General features: G+C 69.7%; 10 protein-coding genes. 7 read left to right on the forward strand and 3 right to left on the reverse strand.

Going from position 1 to position 17,871, the window contains the following annotated elements:
- Positions 1-189: 189 nt before the first annotated feature.
- On the reverse strand, positions 190-2,160 hold the full coding sequence (locus OG199_RS41995) for a LamG-like jellyroll fold domain-containing protein (protein ID WP_405834192.1): 1,971 nt from the start codon (positions 2,158-2,160) through the stop codon (positions 190-192).
- A 337-nt stretch (positions 2,161-2,497) separates the two neighbouring features.
- On the opposite strand from OG199_RS41995, the gene OG199_RS42000 reads away from it, so the two are divergent.
- The 5 genes from OG199_RS42000 to OG199_RS42020 all read left to right on the forward strand — a co-directional run bounded on the left by OG199_RS42000 (position 2,498) and on the right by OG199_RS42020 (position 9,423).
- Positions 2,498-3,484 carry an NAD(P)H-dependent flavin oxidoreductase gene (locus tag OG199_RS42000; RefSeq protein ID WP_401808274.1) on the forward strand — a complete coding sequence of 329 codons (987 nt, stop codon included), beginning with the start codon at positions 2,498-2,500 and terminating at the stop codon, positions 3,482-3,484.
- Positions 3,485-4,011: 527 nt separating this feature from the next.
- Positions 4,012-4,359, forward strand: coding sequence for a cupin domain-containing protein (locus OG199_RS42005; RefSeq protein ID WP_356800674.1), 348 nt, complete (start codon positions 4,012-4,014; stop codon positions 4,357-4,359).
- 412 nt (positions 4,360-4,771) lie between these two features.
- Complete coding sequence (locus tag OG199_RS42010; RefSeq protein WP_401808336.1) at positions 4,772-5,665, forward strand: alpha/beta hydrolase family protein; 894 nt, start codon at positions 4,772-4,774, stop codon at positions 5,663-5,665.
- Between the two features lie 464 nt (positions 5,666-6,129).
- Entirely contained in the window at positions 6,130-7,890 is a 1,761-nt protein-coding gene (locus tag OG199_RS42015) for a LuxR C-terminal-related transcriptional regulator (RefSeq protein ID WP_405834195.1), read from the forward strand.
- A 120-nt stretch (positions 7,891-8,010) separates the two neighbouring features.
- On the forward strand, positions 8,011-9,423 hold the full coding sequence (locus tag OG199_RS42020; protein ID WP_401808268.1) for a PucR family transcriptional regulator: 1,413 nt from the start codon (positions 8,011-8,013) through the stop codon (positions 9,421-9,423).
- Positions 9,424-9,509: 86 nt separating this feature from the next.
- Here the strand turns inward: OG199_RS42020 and OG199_RS42025 are convergent, their stop codons facing one another.
- Positions 9,510-9,854: a cytochrome C oxidase subunit I gene (locus OG199_RS42025; protein WP_356800677.1), complete on the reverse strand. Its 345-nt coding sequence runs from the start codon at positions 9,852-9,854 to the stop codon at positions 9,510-9,512.
- Positions 9,851-11,578: a cytochrome c oxidase subunit I gene (ctaD, locus tag OG199_RS42030; protein ID WP_401808264.1), complete on the reverse strand. Its 1,728-nt coding sequence runs from the start codon at positions 11,576-11,578 to the stop codon at positions 9,851-9,853. The genes OG199_RS42025 and ctaD overlap by 4 nt, the downstream gene beginning before the upstream one ends.
- A 1,104-nt stretch (positions 11,579-12,682) precedes the next feature.
- On the opposite strand from ctaD, the gene OG199_RS42035 reads away from it, so the two are divergent.
- Positions 12,683-16,957 (forward strand): discoidin domain-containing protein, encoded by a 4,275-nt coding sequence (locus tag OG199_RS42035; RefSeq protein ID WP_405834198.1) that lies wholly within the window; start codon positions 12,683-12,685, stop codon positions 16,955-16,957.
- Positions 16,958-17,245: 288 nt separating this feature from the next.
- Entirely contained in the window at positions 17,246-17,608 is a 363-nt protein-coding gene (locus OG199_RS42040) for a PASTA domain-containing protein (RefSeq protein WP_405834199.1), read from the forward strand.
- Positions 17,609-17,871: the final 263 nt, after the last annotated feature.

The raw sequence follows: 17,871 nt of genomic DNA on the forward strand, positions 1-17,871 counted from the left end.
GCATGGTCCGACGACACCAGTTGGCTCGTCGCCACCCCCGGGGCGTAGCGCGGAGAGGGGGGAGAGAGGTCCGGCCGTGCCGTCGAGTTCCGGCGGCACGGCCCCGTGACGCACTTCTCGCCATGCTGCCGAGCCTGGAACGAGAGTCTCCCGTCTCCGGCATATGGGCCGGAGACGGGAGGGGCCGCCCTACTTGGCGGTCAGGAACTCGTTCGTGGACAGAGGACGGTTCACGATGCGGATGTCACCGACGTTGCCGTGGAAGACGACGTCGACGGCGCCCGCGTACTCGTGGCCGCCCACCAGCCAGGGCAGCCCGAGCGAGGTGAGGCCGACCGACAGCCGGTTCGGGTTGTCGACGACCGGAGCGCCCTCGACGTACAACTTCGTGTAATGGCCGTCGTTGACCACGGCCAGGTGCCACCACTTGAGTTCCACCATGCCGTGACCCCAGTTGGTCGTCGGGTAGGTGTCGTTCATGGGGTAGTGGTTGAACTGCGCCTCACGGCCGTTGTTCGTGATGGCGAACTGCGCCAGCGGCTCGTTCGGGTCGGTGTTCTTGCCGTGCTTGCCGGCCGCCCCGGCGGAACCGCGGCGGCTGAGTATCGACGCGTTGCCGTTCTTCCCGGCGTCCCAGTCCAGCGGCATCATCACGAACGTCTCGATCGTGTACCCGGATCTGAACGTCTCGGAGTTCAGCGGCGCCTTCGGCCCGGTGGTCAGGTACGAGCCGTGGACCGGGTTCCTGCCGCCGACGAACTTGAGGCTGGCGTGCCCGGGCTGGTCGGGGTGGTGGTCGGCGGACCAGGTCAGCGCGTCGGAGGCCGCTCCGGGCACCGTCACCACCGTCAGGTCGTTGCCCTTGCCCGAAAGGTCGTGGATCTTCTGGCCCTCGGAGAGCGAGGTGCCGGGCGCGCCCTGGCCGTCGAAGCGCCAGTACGCCAGCGTGCCCTTCACCAGTTCCCGGGAGGCAGGCCGGGCGGGCCGGACCGGAACCGGGATGAAGCCGGCGAACCGCTTCTCGAAGTCGATCGGGATGGAGAAGTTGTCGACCGGGCCGGTGATCCGCGCGTGCTCGGCCGCCAACTCGTTGCGGGACTCCGGGTCCTGAGCCAGGATCCACGGGTTGATCGTCTCGACGTCGATCGTGTTGCGGGCCAGGTCGAAGTGGTACAGCCGGATCATGCCGCCGCCACCGAAGTAGCGGTTCTGGTAGTTCGTGATGTGCATGGCCACGTCGTGACCGGCGGCGTTCTTCTTGGTCGTACGCCCGGGCGGCCAGTAGTGACCGTTGAGGGTCAGGAAGATCTGGTCGTTGTCGTTGATCAGTTTGTCCCAGACCGTCTGGCCGTAGCCGGAGAGTACGGCGTTGTCCTCCGGGTCGCCGGACTCGTAAGGGAAAACGTTGTCATCGTACGGAGAGGCGACGATGTCGTGCGACGTGAGGATCACCGGCATCTTCGGGTGGGCCTTGATGACGTCGTTGGCCCACGCGAAGCCCTGGTCGGTGGTCCGCCAGTCCAGGGCCAGCACCAGCCACGAACGGCCGGCGGCCTGGAAGATGTGCGCGGTGTTGTAACCGGTCGGGTCCGCGCCGGCGAACGTCTTCGCGTGCTTGAAACGGTGCGGGCCCATGGTCTGCAGGTACGGCGTGTCGCCACGGCTGTCGTCGCCGGTCACGTCGTGGTTGCCGGCCAGCACGCTGTACGCGGCACCGTGCGAGTCCAGCAGGGCGAACGCCTTGTCGACCTGCTGGAACGACGACGGGTCGGCGTCCTGCGTCAGGTCGCCGAGGTGCGCCATGAACACGATGTTGTCGGTGCCGTCCCCGCTGTTGTTGATGATGTAGCGGAAAGACTCCTCCTGCGGCGTCCGGTTGACGCTGTCCTGGCTGCCCCAGTACAGGAACTGGGTGTCCGGCATGACCGCGAGGGTGAACTGGAGGGCGGTCTGATCCGGTCTCCACGTGCCGGTCCTGCCGCTCTTGGCGGCGTCCACGGTGTCAGCGGTGTCCGCGGCGAACGCGGGCGTTGCGCCGACCACGGACGTGCCGACTCCTACGGCTGCCGCTCCCGCACCGGCCAGGGCCGCGTTGCGCAGAAAACCACGCCGAGTCCGCTCGGTCGGCTCTTGTGACGGGTTGTCATCGATACTGGACATAGGGGCTCTTCCCGGGTCGATAGTTCAAACAGCGACGACGCTAGTCAGGAGCGGTCCGAGCTGGGCAGACATGAGATGACAAAAGAAGATCAGGCATCTGTCCAGGACTGAAAGCGGCCGCCACGTCACATCCGGACGCTGATCTCTTGAAGGGCGGACGGTGAACAGAAGGAGTCGAGTTCCGGCCACGGTGTTCCGTCGCTACCGCCACCGCCACCGCCACCGCAGCAACGACCGGTCTGGGGCACGGCACAGGGCGGCCGAGTGTCGTGGACGCAGCCGGTCGCCCACCGCGTCGCTGGCGGGCCGGGTTCGTCGATGTCGCTAGCGTCGAGCCATGTTGCACACGAGATTCACCGAAATGTTCGGTATCGCCTACCCGGTCATGTCGGCCCCCATGGGCCTGCACAGCGGGGGGACGCTCGCCGGCGCGGTTTCCGCTGCCGGCGGGATCGGCTCTTTCGGGGGTACGCATCCTTGGAAAGGGCCCGACTGGATCCGCGCGGAGATCGCGACCATCCGCGCCACGACGGACGGCCCGTTCGGAGTCGGCTTCATCACGCCGTTCCTCCCGTTCACCGAGGCGCATTTCGACGCCGCGCTGGAGGAGCGAACAGACGTCATCGCGCTGTCGTTCGCAGACCCCCGGCCTTGGGTTGCCCGTGCCAAGGACGCGGGCGCCCGGGTGATGTGCCAGGTCCAGAACCACGACGACGCGGCGATGGCGGTCGCCGCGGGTGCCGATGTGCTCGTGGCGCAGGGCACGGAGGCCGGGGGCCACACCGGGATGATGGGTCTGCTGCCCTTCCTGGCCGGGATCGTGAGGCGATACCCCGATGTTCCGGTCCTGGCCGCGGGGGGCATCGGCGACGGCCGGACACTCGCGGCGGTCCTCACCGCCGGTGCGGACGGCGCCTGGTTGGGCACGGCGTTCCTCGCCACGCCCGAAGCGGTCGAGGTGCACGATGTCCACAAACGCCTGATCGTCGAGAGCGATGGCGGCGACACGGTCTGGACGCGGGCCTACGACATCGTGTCGGACCTACCGTGGCCCGCGACCATCGGCCAACGCGTCCGCCGCAATCGGTTCACCGAGGAGTGGGCGGAGCGTGAGGCGACGCTGCGGAACCGCAAAGAGGAATTCGCGCCTGCGGAAGACGTCAACCCCCTTGAGGGGACACCCGACCCCGACACCAGCGCGATTCTCTACGGTCAGTCGGCGTCCTTCGTCGATGCGGTCCGCCCCGCCGCTGAGGTGGTCCGGACGATCAGCGACGAGGCCGAGGCGATCCTGGCCTCGCGGCCCCGCTCGCTGCTGGACTGACCCGTGGGCAACCGAAGAAATCGCCGCCGCGGCGCGCGGCGAGACTCCGACGGACGTCCGCATCGGCCCCCACGCCCCGGGCCCACGCCATCCACGTCGTTCTCCGACGGCCGGCGGCGCTAATGACGCCGAGCGGTTCTCGCCCGCGCCGGGCTGCGCAGTCTCCTCGCTCGCGGATACCCTGGCCGCCATCATCGGCGGCTCGTGGCCCCGGTGTTGCTCACCGCACTGCTCGTCGGCGGTGGCAGCCGGCTCCCGCCGGCGCCGTACATCGCCGTGACCGCGGTCCGTCACCGTGGTCGGCCCGTCCCGCGGCCGCGATCCCGTCGCGGTCGCGGCCGACCAGGACCGGCCCGCCGTCGCGGCCACCGTGCCCCACCACCGACGTCCGCCGAACCGACAAGGAGGCAACCCGCCTTGCGCACCGTGCCACGCCGGCGCACCACCGGCCCCGACCTTGAGAAGAACCTGCGGCTGACCGGGGAATGGACCGGCGTCCTGGCCGGGCGGCGCCCGGCGGTGTCGCGATGAGCAAGCCCGAGCTGGAGTTCCACCGACCCGACGGGCTCTGGAGCACGCCCGCGGGAGCCGCCCCCGGAATTCGGGAACAGGTCCTGGCCGAGGATCCCGCCACCGGCGCCCGCACCGCGCTCGTGCGCTGGGAGCCGGGCACCGACACCTCCGCCCAGGGCGTGTCCCGGCACGACTTCTGGGAAGAGGTCCATCTCCTGGAGGGGGCCCTGCACGACCTCACCCTCGGCGCGACCTTCACCGCCGGGATGTACGCGTGCCGCCCGCCCGGCATGCCCCACGGGCCCTGGACCTCACAGGAAGGGGTCACGATGCTCGTCATCACCTACCCCGAGGCCGGTTGACCGGTGAGTGGCGTCCCGAGCCCTGTGGCCAGGTGCGACCGCTCGGCGCGCCGCCTTTGAGGGACGCGGAGGTGCGGTGCGGCGGAGGCAGGCCGGACCGGCGGGAGTCCAAGGCCGGTGATTCTGCCGATGTGCGGGGCCGGGGGTGGGCCGGACAGTTGCCACCGCAACCACCGAGACGGACCCCGCCGCTTCGCAGCGTGCGCCTTCCGACACCCACGCCCCGGCGGCGCCGCGATCGCGGCGCGGGTCCGTCACCCCTCACCGAGAGGACGCACCCGCCGTGCAGCAGCCGAACCGAGCATTCCCCGCCGCACCCGCCGCACCCGCCGCACCCGCCGCACCCGCCGCACCCGCCGCACCCGTCGGCCCCTACCCGTCCGCGCGCCGCCCGCACCGGCTCACGAGCCGTCTGGCGCGGGCCGGCCTCGCGGCGCTGCTCGCCGCGGGCGGTCTTGTCGCCGCGCAGGCCACCGGAGCACAGGCGATCGGAGCACCGGTCGTCTCGGCGCAGGCCGCCGCGAACCCGTACGAGCGTGGTCCCGCCCCCACGACTGCCAGCATCGAGGCGACCCGCGGGTCGTACGCCGTCTCCCAGACCACCGTCTCCTCGCTCTCGGCGACCGGCTTCGGCGGAGGCACCGTCTACTACCCGACCTCGACCAGCGACGGCACCTTCGGCGCGGTCGTCATCTCGCCCGGATACACCGCGTACCAGTCGTCCATCGCCTGGCTCGGGCCCCGGCTCGCCTCGCAGGGCTTCGTCGTGTTCACCATCGACACTCTCACCACCCTGGACCAACCGGACAGCCGTGGGCGGCAGTTGCTCGCCGCGCTCGACTACCTGACCCAGCGCAGTTCCGTGCGGACCAGGATCGACAGCACCCGGCTCGGCGTCATGGGCCACTCGATGGGCGGCGGCGGCACGCTGGAGGCGGCGAAGAGCCGTCCCTCGCTCCAGGCCGCCATCCCGCTCACCGGCTGGAACCTGGACACCACCTGGCCGGAGATCCAGACGCCGACGCTGATCGTGGGCGCCGACGGGGACACGATCGCACCGGTGGCCACGCACTCCGAACCCTTCTACCGGAGTCTGCCGAGCACGCTCGACAAGGCGTACCTGGAGCTCAGGGGCGCCACCCACTTCACGCCCAACAGCTCGAACACGACGATCGCGAAGTACAGCATTTCGTGGCTGAAGCGGTTCATCGACAATGACACCCGCTACGAGCAGTTCCTCTGCCCGCTGCCGCAGGCGTCGCTGACGATCGCCGAGTACCGCGGCAACTGCCCGCACACCTCCTGACCCGTCCCGCACCGTACGACCGAGCAAGCGGGTGACGGCCGCCGGAACCGGTTCCGGCGGCCGTCACCCGCGTGGGCGTGCCGCCGCGGCCGGTGGTCCTTGTGCGCGCTCACAAGCCTTGCGTGCCGGGCCTGGGAGCTCGCCCATCCGGCGCCCCCGCCAGGACCTCGTTCGCCCAGGTCACATGAGGTTTCCTTGACTGTGCAGGCAGATGAACGCGGGGCTTCCGCCTTCGTTTACGCGGAAGTAACGTGACGGTCGTGACGGGAAACGCGACTGCGCGAAGTCCACTCCGGACGGCAGGCCGGAGCTCCTTACCGACGGCCTTGCGAGCGGCGGCGAACGAGCCGCGCCGAAGCGGCGACCCAGGGCCGGCGCCCTGTCCCCGGTGCACCTCGGCACCCCTGCCCGTGCCGGCTGCCCCGGGTTCCACGGCAGCTGCGCACGCCCCGACCGGTGAGGCGTTGCTCCTTCGCGCCGACGATCCCGCTGCCGGGCCGGCCGCCCTCCGCTCGCAGGCATCGAGGCTTCCGGAACGTCAGGAGCCCCTGGACGACCGAGGCGGAGCCGCGGCCGTATACGACCTCGGCCGTCAGGAGGGCTCACCGTCCGACACCGGTCGGGACCCGGTCGCCGCGTCGCCGGCCGCCCAACTCGCCACAGGGGCACGCCCGCCGGCCGTCCGGCTGATCGACGCCGCCGACCAGGCCAGGCTGGCCGGGCTGCCGGAGCGAGCGCGGGAGCTGCTCGCGCAGGCCGGTCACGAGCGCGCGCCCGACGCCGTGCGCGGCGCGGCCCAACTGGTGATCGGGCAGCTCGCCCTCCAGGACGGTCCGGCCGCCGACGCCCGCGAAGTGCTGCTCCTCGCCGCCGAGTTGCTGGGCCCGGCCGACGGAGACCGCGCCCTCGCCGCAAGGCTCGCCGCCATGGAGGCGGCCTGGGCGATGGGCGACGCGGCAGCGTGTCGGGAGGCCCTGGACCGTGCTCCGGGCCGGCCGGAACCCGACCCGCGGCTCGCGGCGTATCGGGCGGGGATGTCCGCGGTCATGCGAGGACGCCTGGACACGGGTCGGCACCGGCTGGGGGAAGTGGTCGCCGGAGCAGGGGCGGCCGGAGTCCCCGACGGTCCCGAGGCACTCCTACGAGCCGGGGGAGCGGCGCTCGTCGCAGGTGACCTCACCGCCGCCTGCCGGGCCAACTCCCGCGCGCTCGCCGTCGCCAGGGCCTCCGGCCCGCGCATCCTGGTCGCCCAGGCGTTGGAACGCCTCGCGTACGGAGAACTGCGCGCCGGCCGGCACGCCCGCGCCCGGGCCCACGCCGAGGACGGCCTGCGCACCGCGCTCGGTGCCGGTCAGTACAACCTCGCGGCGCACCATCACGCGATCCTCGCGCTGGTGGCGTCGGTCGAGGGGTCACAGGAGGCCGTCGCGGAGCACGCGTCCGCCGCCGAGCGCGTTGCCGCGCCTCACGGTCTCGCGCAGGCGGCCACACTGTCCCAGTGGGCCAGGGCCCGTGCCGACCTGGCCCGTGGCCGACTTCCCGAGGCCGCCGCCCGGCTCGGCCCGCTGGTCGGCGCGGGCCCGCGCCGCGGTCACTTCGCGGTGCGGATGCTCGCCGTTCCCTGCTTCGTGGAGGCGGCGGCCCGCACCGGCCAGGCGGACGCGGCCCGTTCGGCGGTGGCGGAGTTCGCCCACTGGGCGGCACAGGGCGCCGATCCGCAGGCACCGGCCCAACTGGCCCGCTGCCGTGCACTGCTGACCGAACCCCATGAGTGCGAGCCGCTGTTCACCGCCGCGCTCGCCCACCACGACCAGCTCACCGGGGACTTCGAACGCGGCCGCACTCAACTCCTCTACGGAACCTGGCTGCGACGCCGGCGCAGACCGGGCGAGGCGCGCGGCCGTCTACGGGACGCGCTGGTGTCCTTCGAACGGGGCGGAGCACTCGGCTGGGCCGCGCAGACCAGGGCCGAACTACGGGCGACCGGGGACGCGGGGCAGGGCGAACCGACCGGTTCACTCGGCCTTCTGACGCCCCAACAGCTTCGGATCGCCCGCTGCGTGGCCGAGGGTGCCACCAACCGCGAAGTGGCGCTGCGCCTGTCCGTGAGCCCCCGTACCGTGGACCACCACCTGCGGAATGTCTTCGCCGCGCTGGGGGTCCGCTCCCGGGTCGAACTCTCCCGCTGGCTGGACCGCGCGGAGAAGACCACCGCACACCCCTAGGTACCGACCAGGCGGTATGTCATCCTGCGGGATCAGGAGGTCCGGATCCGGAGCACCCGTGCGGCCGCGCGTCGGCCGACCGGACCGGCCGGACCGAGCCGACTCCGGTGGAGGACAGCGATGCAGCACCTCGTACCCGCCCACGGCCGGCCCCTGCCGGGATCGCGGACTCCGGTGGCGGCCGCCCGTACCGCCGTCGACGCGGAGGCCCTCTCGGTACTGCACCAGGCCGCGCGGGCGCTGCTGGCGGGGCTGCCCGAGCTCACCGAACGCCTGATGACGCTGCTGCGGGAGCGCGAGCCCGCGTACCGCACGGCCATGGAGGCCGACGCGGAGAGCGTGCGCGACGAGGTGCGGCGTTCGCTGCGGCTCAACGTCGAATCGCTGATCCGGCCCGGCGAACTGCGCGAGGCGGCCCGTCGCTGCTCCTGGGCCATCGGCAGGGCACGAGCCGATCGAGGGCTCCCGCTGGACGCCCTGCTGCGCGCGTTCCGGCTGGGCGGCGGCATGGTCTGGCAGGAACTCGTCGACGAGACCACCCGCCGTCAGCCCTCGGACGCGCGTCTGCTCGTCCATGTCGCCGCCGACGTGTGGAACTTCGTCGACGACCACTGTGCCGTCGTGGCCGAGGCCTACCGTCAGACGGAACGCGAGCTGATGTGGCGCCGGGAGAACCGGCTGCGGCTGATGACGGCCGCGCTGCTCGACGGCACCGCGCGGATCGCCGACCTGCCCGCCACCGCGGCCGCCCTGGGCCTCCCCGAGCAGGGGCGGTACGCGGTCGTGCTGGCCCGACTGCCCTCGGGGCGGACGTTCGCCGACGCGTGGGGGCAGGTCCACCTGTCCGGCCTGCGGGTCCTCTGGTACCGCGACCGTGACCGGGACGGCGGCGGAAGCTACGGCATCGTCCTGCTCGCCGGCCACCCCCACGACGAGGGCGAACCCGGTCACAGTCACGAGAGCGGTCTCCTCGACACCGGCCCCGGCCCGATGGCGGCGGCCGGGGGCGGTCCGGGCGACGACGTCACCCGGGGCGAGGAGCTTCCCCGGGTGTACGGGCTCGACGTGGACGCCGGGGAGATCGCCCGCCGGCTGACCGCCCCGCCCGTGGCCCGGATCGGGGTGAGCCCGGTGGTGGAGGGTCTCGCGGCGATCGGCGATGCCCGGCGCCTGGCGGACACGGCGCTTCGGGCCTGCCCGCGGTCCGGGGGAACCGTCGTGCTGGAGGAGCACCTGCCCGCGGCGCTCGTCGTCTCCGCCCCGGTCCTGGGTGCGGCGCTGGCCGAGCGGGTGCTCGGGCCGCTGCTGCGATTGGACCCGTCGGACCGGGACGTCATGCTGGAGACCCTCACGGCCTGGCTCGCCTGCGACGGATCGGCCCAGCGGGCCGCCGGCCGGCTCTACTGTCACCGCAACACGGTTCTGAACCGGCTGCGCCGTTGCGAGCAGCTCACCGGCCGCTCGCTGAGCCGGCCGTCCGACGTCGTGGAGCTGTCGCTCGCCCTCGCCGCACACAGCCTCCTCGACCCCTGACCGACGGCACCGTCATAACGACGACACCAACGACACCGAACGGCAGGAGCTGGACCGGGTCTGGGCCGGGCGTGTGCTGCTGAGGGTCACAGAAGCAGCAACAGGGTGACGGCCGCGGTGGATGCCGCGCAGACGGCCAGGGCCAGCCCCACGCAGCGCCTCCGCAGCCCTCGGTAGCGGTGCTCGTACTCGGCACGCAGTTCAAGACATCGGGCCGCGATCCGTTCGATGTCCTTGCGAGCACGTTTCAGTCTGTCGGCGACGTAGCACCGTTCGATCTCTTCCCGCTGCGACGTGGTCAGCCAGTCCATGGCTTCGACGAACTCACGTGCACGTTGCTCGGCTTCTGTGACGGTGGCGTGCCAGAGCAGGTATCCCTCGGCCGCGTTACCCAGCTCGCCGTCGGGTCCAGGCCGCAGCAGATCGCTCACCTGGGCCCTCGCTCGGTCAGGAGCGGGCCTCCTCCGCCGTGGCTTCGGTCCTCGGCCAGGGCGATGTCGGGGTGGTGCAGGTCGAACGCGGGGGATTCACTGCGGATCCGCGGCAGGGTGAGGAAGTTGTGGCGCGGCGGAGGGCAGGACGTGGCCCACTCCAACGAACGGCCGTAACCCCAGGGGTCGTCGACCTCGACCTTCTTGCCGTACTTGGCGGTCTTCCACACGTTGTAGAGGAACGGCAGCATCGACAGGCCGAGCAGGAACGAGGAGATCGTCGAGACCGTGTTCAGGGCGGTGAAGCCGTCGGCCGCGAGGTAGTCCGCGTAACGGCGCGGCATGCCCTCGGCACCCAGCCAGTGCTGCACCAGGAACGTGCCGTGGAAGCCCACGAACAGCGTCCAGAAGGTGATCTTCCCCAGGCGTTCGTCGAGCATCTTGCCCGTGAACTTCGGCCACCAGAAGTGGAAGCCGGAGAACATCGCGAACACCACGGTGCCGAACACGACGTAGTGGAAGTGCGCCACCACGAAGTACGAGTCGGAGACGTGGAAGTCCATCGGCGGCGAGGCCAGGATGACGCCGGTCAGACCACCGAAGAGGAAAGTGACGAGAAAACCCGTGGCCCAGAGCATCGGTGTCTCGAAGGACAGCGAGCCCTTCCACATCGTTCCGATCCAGTTGAAGAACTTCACTCCGGTCGGTACGGCGATGAGGAACGTCATGAAGGCGAAGAACGGGAGCAGTACGCCACCGGTCACGTACATGTGGTGCGCCCACACGGTCACGGACAGACCCGCGATCGAGATCGTCGCGCCGATCAGACCCATGTAACCGAACATCGGCTTGCGCGAGAAGACCGGGATGACCTCGGAGACGATGCCGAAGAACGGCAGGGCGATGATGTACACCTCCGGATGGCCGAAGAACCAGAAGAGGTTCTGCCACAAGAGGGGGCCGCCGTTGGCCGCGTCGAAGATGTGAGCGCCGAATTTACGGTCCGCCTCCAGGGCCAGCAGCGCGGCCGCGAGCACCGGGAAGGCCAGCAGGACCAGTACGGCGGTGAGGAGCACGTTCCACACGAAGATCGGCATCCGGAACATCGTCATGCCGGGAGCGCGCATGCAGATGATCGTGGTGATGAAGTTGACCGCACCGAGGATCGTGCCGAAGCCGGAGAAGGCCAGACCCATGATCCACATGTCGGCGCCGACCCCCGGCGAACGCACCGCGTCCGACAGCGGCGCGTACGCGAACCAGCCGAAGTCCGCCGCGCCCTGCGGAGTGAGGAAGCCACCCACCGCGATGAGCGAGCCGAAGAGGTACAGCCAGTACGCGAACATGTTCAGCCGCGGGAACGCCACGTCGGGCGCGCCGATCTGCAGCGGCATGATCCAGTTCGTGAAACCGGCGAACAGCGGCGTCGCGAACATCAGCAGCATGACCGTGCCGTGCATCGTGAACGCCTGGTTGTACTGCTCGTTGGAGATGATCTGAATTCCCGGCCGGGCGAGTTCGGCGCGCATCAGCAGCGCCATCACACCACCGATCAGGAAGAACGCGAACGAGGTGGTCAGATACAGCGTGCCGATGGTCTTGTGGTCGGTGGTGGTCAGCCACTTCACCACGACATTGCCGGGTTGCTCGCGCCTGACCGGCAGCTCGCTCTCGTAAGAGTCCTCGGGTGCCGTGGCACCACGAGGTTCGTTGCGCATGCTCAAGGCGGTTTGCTCCCCAGCTGACAGTGGACCGACGGCTCTCGTCTGCCGGCCATCCTCGCTGTCCGGAGCAAAGAGCTACGCACTGAGCGGTCACTATTCAACCGATCGCTTCAGTATCCAACTCGAATACCGTAGGAGCTGGACAGCAGTGTGAATGTGCAGTAGCGGCTATTCGGAATCCAGTTCAGTGTTCATGACGGGCTGACTACCGTGGACGACGCCGTCCACTCCCTCCAGGGCGCCGACCGGCCCGAGGCCGACGCGGTCCTGCTGTCGGCCCGCAGCACGCGGTACACCGGATCAGGCAAGATCATCTGGACTGAACGGGCTCTCGCAGCAAGCCGTGCGGCAGCCCTGGCGAGGAACCTGATCCGCAGGGCGCTCGCCCGACCGGATCGGCTCGACCGTCGCACGGTGCGGGAGTCGCCTTCCAGTGCGACCGCCCGCGATCTGCAAGTCCCCGCCTCGCGGCACGCACGCCGGGGTGGCGGTCACGGTTGCGCGGAACCAGTACGAGGTCATCCCGCTCGCGGCGGACCAGGTCCGCAACCAACCGCTGCCAGTTCCGCGTGAGGTAGTCGCTCAGGATGGCGCATGTATGCGCAAGAAATTGCGCTTCTTGCGTTCTCTTGCGTTGTGCGGCGCAAGGCCTCGATCGGCGGGGTCCGACGCCGGGACCGAACCGCGCGGGCTCGGGCACCGGCCTGGCTTCAAAGGGCGTCCGAAACGCTCTCGATGTGCCAAGTGCCGGATCCCCAAAGGAAGTAGCGCGCGGGCCGCATTTTTCCGCCGCCCCTCCTCAGGGCGCGCTCATTGCCCTGTTCATCGGCCTGGAAGCCGCGCACGCCGCGCCTCCACTGCTGAGGCGCGGGTGCGGTCGGTGAAACTTGTGGCGTCCTGACGGTAGACGGACTCACAGTGCTCTGCAATATTGCGATGAAAGAGCGCAAGAAGCTGCGCACCCCTGTGTGGAGATCACCCATCTCTGCGCAGGCGGTGCCCGCCGTTCTGTCGTACCGCGCCACCGTGCCACCGCTCTGCCCAGGAACGAGCCGACCTCGCCGCCCCCTCCGGCGCGCGAACCTCCGCAGGGAGTGACCCCGCATGACTCGACACAAGCCCAGATCCTGGAGACGGCGCGCAGCGACCGCTGTGCTCGCCTCCACCGTCATGGTGCTAGGCATGCCCGCCCTCGGCGCCCATGCGGCCGGCGGGCCCAACGCCGCCGCGGACGCCGCGACCAAGGCCGGCAGCGCCCTCGGCGCACACACGGCCGCCAGCGTCACCGACGGCGACGCCGACACCTACTGGCAAGCCGGGAAGAAGTCCGCCCAGTGGGTGCAGACCGACCTCGGCCGGACCAAGCGCGTCCGCCAGGTCGTGCTGCGTCTGCCCGAGGCCTGGCAGACCCGCAAACAGACGCTGGCGCTTCAAGGCAGTGCCGACGGAAAGAGCTTCGCCACGCTCAAGTCGTCGGCGCAGTACGTCTTCAGCCCCGGCAACGGCAACACGGTGAAGGTCTCCTTCCCCGCGACCCTCGCGCGTTACGTACGAGCCGACTTCAGCAAGAACTCGGTCGCCTCCACCGCTCAGCTCGCCGAGATGCAGGTCCTCACGACCGCCGCCTCGACCCCCAACCTCGCCCAGGGCAAGCCCTTCAGCGAGAGCGGGCACGCCGACGTCTACGGCGCGGGCAACGCCGGTGACGGCAACCGGGCCACCTACTGGGAGAGCACGAACAACGCCTTTCCGCAATGGCTCCAGGTCGACCTCGGGTCCTCGGTCAAGGTGAACCAGGTGGCGCTGCGGCTGCCCAGCGGATGGCCGAGCCGCAGTCAGACGCTCAAGGTCCAGGGTTCCACCGACAACCAGAACTTCACCGACCTGACGGCCTCGAAGGCGTACACCTTCGACAGCGGCGACGACCAGTCGGCGACCATCAGCCTCGACACCACCACGACCCGGTACGTGCGCGTGCTGATCACGGCCAACACCGGCTGGCCGGCGGGGCAGTTGTCCGAACTCGAGGTCTACGGGCCGGCGACCGGCGACACCCAGGCGCCCACCGCGCCGTCGAACCTGAGCTACACCGAGCCGGCCACCGGGCAGATCAAGCTGAACTGGGGCGCCGCGAGCGACGACACGGGTGTCACCGGCTACGACATCTACGCCAACGGCCAGTTGCGGGCGACCGTCGCCGGGAACGTCCTGACGTACACCGACACCCAGCCGGCCGGCAGCGACATCACGTACTTCGTGCGGGCCAAGGACGCCGCGGGCAACGTCTCCTCCAACAGCAACAGCGTCACCCGCAAGGGATCGGGCGGCGACACGCAGGCTCCCACGGCGCCCGGCAACCTCGCCTACACACAGTCCGGCAGCGACGTGAAGCTCACCTGGCAGGCGTCGAGCGACAACGTCAAGGTCACCGGCTACGACGTCTACGCCAACGACCAGCTCGTCAAGTCCGTCGCGGGTGACGTCCTGACGTACACCGACACCCCGTCCGCGGCGGCCACGGTCACCTACTACGTCAAGGCGAAGGACGCCGCCGGGAACGTGTCGGTGGCCAGCAACAGCGTCACCAGGCCCGGCTCGGGCGGCGGTTCCAACCTGGCCCAGGGCAAGCCCATCGACGCTTCCTCGTCCACCTTCACGTTCGTCGCGACCAACGCCAACGACGGTTTGACCAGCACCTATTGGGAAAGCGGGGGAGGCGCCTACCCGGCCACCCTCACCACCAAGCTGGGCGCCAACGCCGATCTCAGCCAGATCGTCGTCAAGCTCAGCCCGGACTCGGCCTGGTCGACGCGCACGCAGAACATCCAGGTGCTCGGCCGTGACCAGGACGCGACGACCTTCACCAGCCTCGCCGCGGCGAAGGACTACACGTTCTCACCGGCGAGCGGCAACACGGTGACCATCCCGGTCTCGGGCTCCGCCGCCGACATCCAGCTCAAGTTCACCTCCAACACCGGCGCTCCGGGCGCGCAGGTCGCCGAGTTCCAGGTCATCGGCACCCCCGCCGCCAACCCGGACCTCAAGGTCACCGGCATCACGAACACGCCCACGGCTCCCGTCGAGTCGGACGCCATCAGTCTCACCGCGACCGTCACCAACAGCGGCACCAAGGCGTCCAAGGCCACCGATCTGAACTTCACCCTCGGGGGAACCAAGGTCGCCACGGCGGACGTCCCCGCCCTCGCCACAGGTGAGACGAAGACGGTCACCGCGAGCATCGGCGCCCGGGACGCGGGCAGTTACCCGGTCGGCGCCGAGGTGGACCCGTCGAACAAGGTCATCGAGCAGAACGACGCGAACAACGTCTTCACCCGCTCGGACGCACTCGTCGTCAAGCCCGTCTCCAGCTCCGACCTGATCGCGGCGCCGGTCTCCTGGACTCCGTCCAGCGCTTCGGCGGGCGACGACGTCAAGTTCACCGTCGCGATCAAGAACCAGGGCACGACGGACTCGGCCTCCGGTGCCCACGGCGTCACCCTGACGATCCAGGACTCCAAGGGCGCCACCGTCAAGACGCTCAGCGGCTCCTACAACGGCGTCATCGCCTCGGGGCAGACGACCGCTCCGGTCAGCCTCGGTTCGTGGACGGGCGCCAACGGCAAGTACACCGTGAAGACGGTCATCGCCGACGACGCCAACGAACTGCCGGTCAAGCGCACCAACAACACCACCACGCAACCCCTGTTCATCGGCCGCGGCGCTGACATGCCGTACGACATGTACGAGGCCGAGGACGGCACGGTCGGCGGCGGCGCCAAGGTCGTCGGCCCGAACCGGACCATCGGCGACGCGGCGGGCGAGGCGAGCGGCCGCAAGGCGGTGACCCTCACCGGGACCGGCCAGTACGTCGAGTGGACCACCCGCGCGGCGACCAACAGCCTGGTGACCCGGTTCTCGATCCCGGACGGCACCGACAGCACGCTCAACGTCTACGTGGACGGCCAGTTCCTCAAGGCGATCGACCTCACCTCGAAGTACGCCTGGCTGTACGGCAACGAGACCGCGCCCGGCAACTCGCCCGGCTCCGGTGCTCCGCGCCACATCTACGACGAGGCGAACCTGCTGCTCGGCAAGACCGTGCCGGCCGGTTCCAAGATCCGACTCCAGAAGGACGCCGCCAACAGCTCCACCTACTACAACATCGACTTCATCAACACGGAGCAGGCGACCGCCGCCGCGAACCCGGACCCGGCCGCCTACACGGTCCCGGCCGGCTTCGCGCACCAGGACGTGCAGAACGCGCTCGACAAGGTCCGCATGGACACCACGGGCAAGCTCGTCGGCGTCTACCTCCCCGCCGGTGACTACGAGACCTCCAGCAAGTTCCAGGTCTACGGCAAGGCGGTCCAGGTCGTCGGTGCCGGACCGTGGTTCACCCGCTTCCACGCCCCCTCCTCGCAGGAGAACACGGACATCGGCTTCCGGGCCGAGGCGAGCGCCAAGGGTTCGACGTTCGCCGGCTTCTCCTACTTCGGCAACTACACGTCCCGGATCGACGGCCCGGGCAAGGTGTTCGACTTCTCCAACGTCTCCGACATCACCATCGACAACATCTGGGTCGAGCACATGGTGTGCCTCTACTGGGGCGCCAACACCGACAACATGACCATCAAGAACTCCCGTATCCGTGACACGTTCGCCGACGGCATCAACATGACGAACGGTTCCACGGACAACCACGTGGTCAACAACGACGCCCGGGCCACGGGCGACGACAGCTTCGCGCTCTTCTCGGCGATCGACGCCGGCGGCGCCGACGAGAAGAACAACCTCTACGAGAACCTGACGGCGACGCTCACCTGGAGAGCGGCCGGTATCGCCGTCTACGGCGGCTACGCCAACACCTTCCGCAACATCCGCGTCGCCGACACCCTGGTCTACTCCGGCATCACGATCTCGTCGCTGGACTTCGGCTACCCGATGAACGGCTTCGGGACCGACCCCACGACGATCGAGAACGTCTCCCTGGACAGGACGGGCGGCCACTTCTGGGGCTCGCAGGTCTTCCCCGCCATCTGGGCGTTCTCCGCCTCCAAGGTGTTCCAGGGGATACGGGTCAACGACGTCGACATCGACGACTCCACCTACGGAGGCGTGATGTTCCAGACCAACTACGTCGGGGGCCAACCGCAGTTCCCGGTGAAGGACACGATCTTCACCGACATCTCCATCACCAACTCCAAGAAGAGCGGGGACGCCTTCGACGCCAAGTCCGGATTCGGCATCTGGGCCAACGAGCTGCCGGAGCCCGGTCAGGGTCCCGCCGTCGGTGAAGCCACCTTCCGCAACCTGCGGATGAGCGGCAACGCGCAGGACGTCCGCAACACGACCAGCACGTTCAAGATCAATATCGAGTGAGTTCCGAACAGTGACGAACGGTACGGGGTCTCCCTCCGCGAGGGCGGCCCCGTACTGTCGTGTCCGAGGACAGGGGACTCGCTGAGCGGCCCCACCGGAGGTGTCGGCAGGTGCCGCTGTTGCTGTTCTGCCTCAGGAGCCGGGCGATCACAGCGCCGTTCGAGCAGCTGTTCTCCACGGTCGCGGGGCTACGCACCTCTGCGTATGGCGCCGGGCGTCGGCGGCCCGCCACCCTGAGATCCGGCACGCCACGGAACGTCCACGGGCGTCATTCACGGGGAGTCCTTCATGCACCACGTCCGCCCTCGTCCTGTCCGCCTCGCCGCCCTCCGCGTCGCCACGCTGCTGCTCGCGCTCGGCCCACTGGTCGCCTGTCAGGACGACGACGGCGGCTCGACCGCACCGGCCACCGTCTCCCCGACGTCCCACGACAAGCCGAGCCCCACCGCCGCGAAGGGCATCGTTCCCGACCTCACCGGGCTCACCGTCGCCGACGCACGCAACCGACTCGCCGAACTGGACTACGGCATGGCCTTCACCGACGACTCCGAGATCGGTGACGACTCCCTCGATGTGACCGCCCAGTCCCCGGCCCCCCACTCCACCCTGAAGCCGGGCGCCACCGTGACCATCACCGTCCCCGGCGACTGACCTTCGGCTTCCGCTTCCGCTCGGCGAAGGGTGCCCGCCGTCATCGCGGATCGTCGCCGTCATCCCGGGCCGATCCGCCCGGGCCCCTTCCGCGGAGAACCAGCAAACGCCTGGAATCCTCTGGAGGAGGTCACCGGGCCCGAAGCGGAAGCCGAAACCCTCCTCCGCGCCGGTCCCCCCACCGCAAGGGGAGGCTAGCCCGGCCGGCTCCGGGACTTCTTAGAAGCTGTCGGCACGACGACCTCGGGGTCGACCGGTACCGC

The sequence above is a fragment of the Streptomyces sp. NBC_01176 genome (genome assembly GCF_045039825.1).
GTDB lineage: Bacteria > Actinomycetota > Actinomycetes > Streptomycetales > Streptomycetaceae > Streptomyces.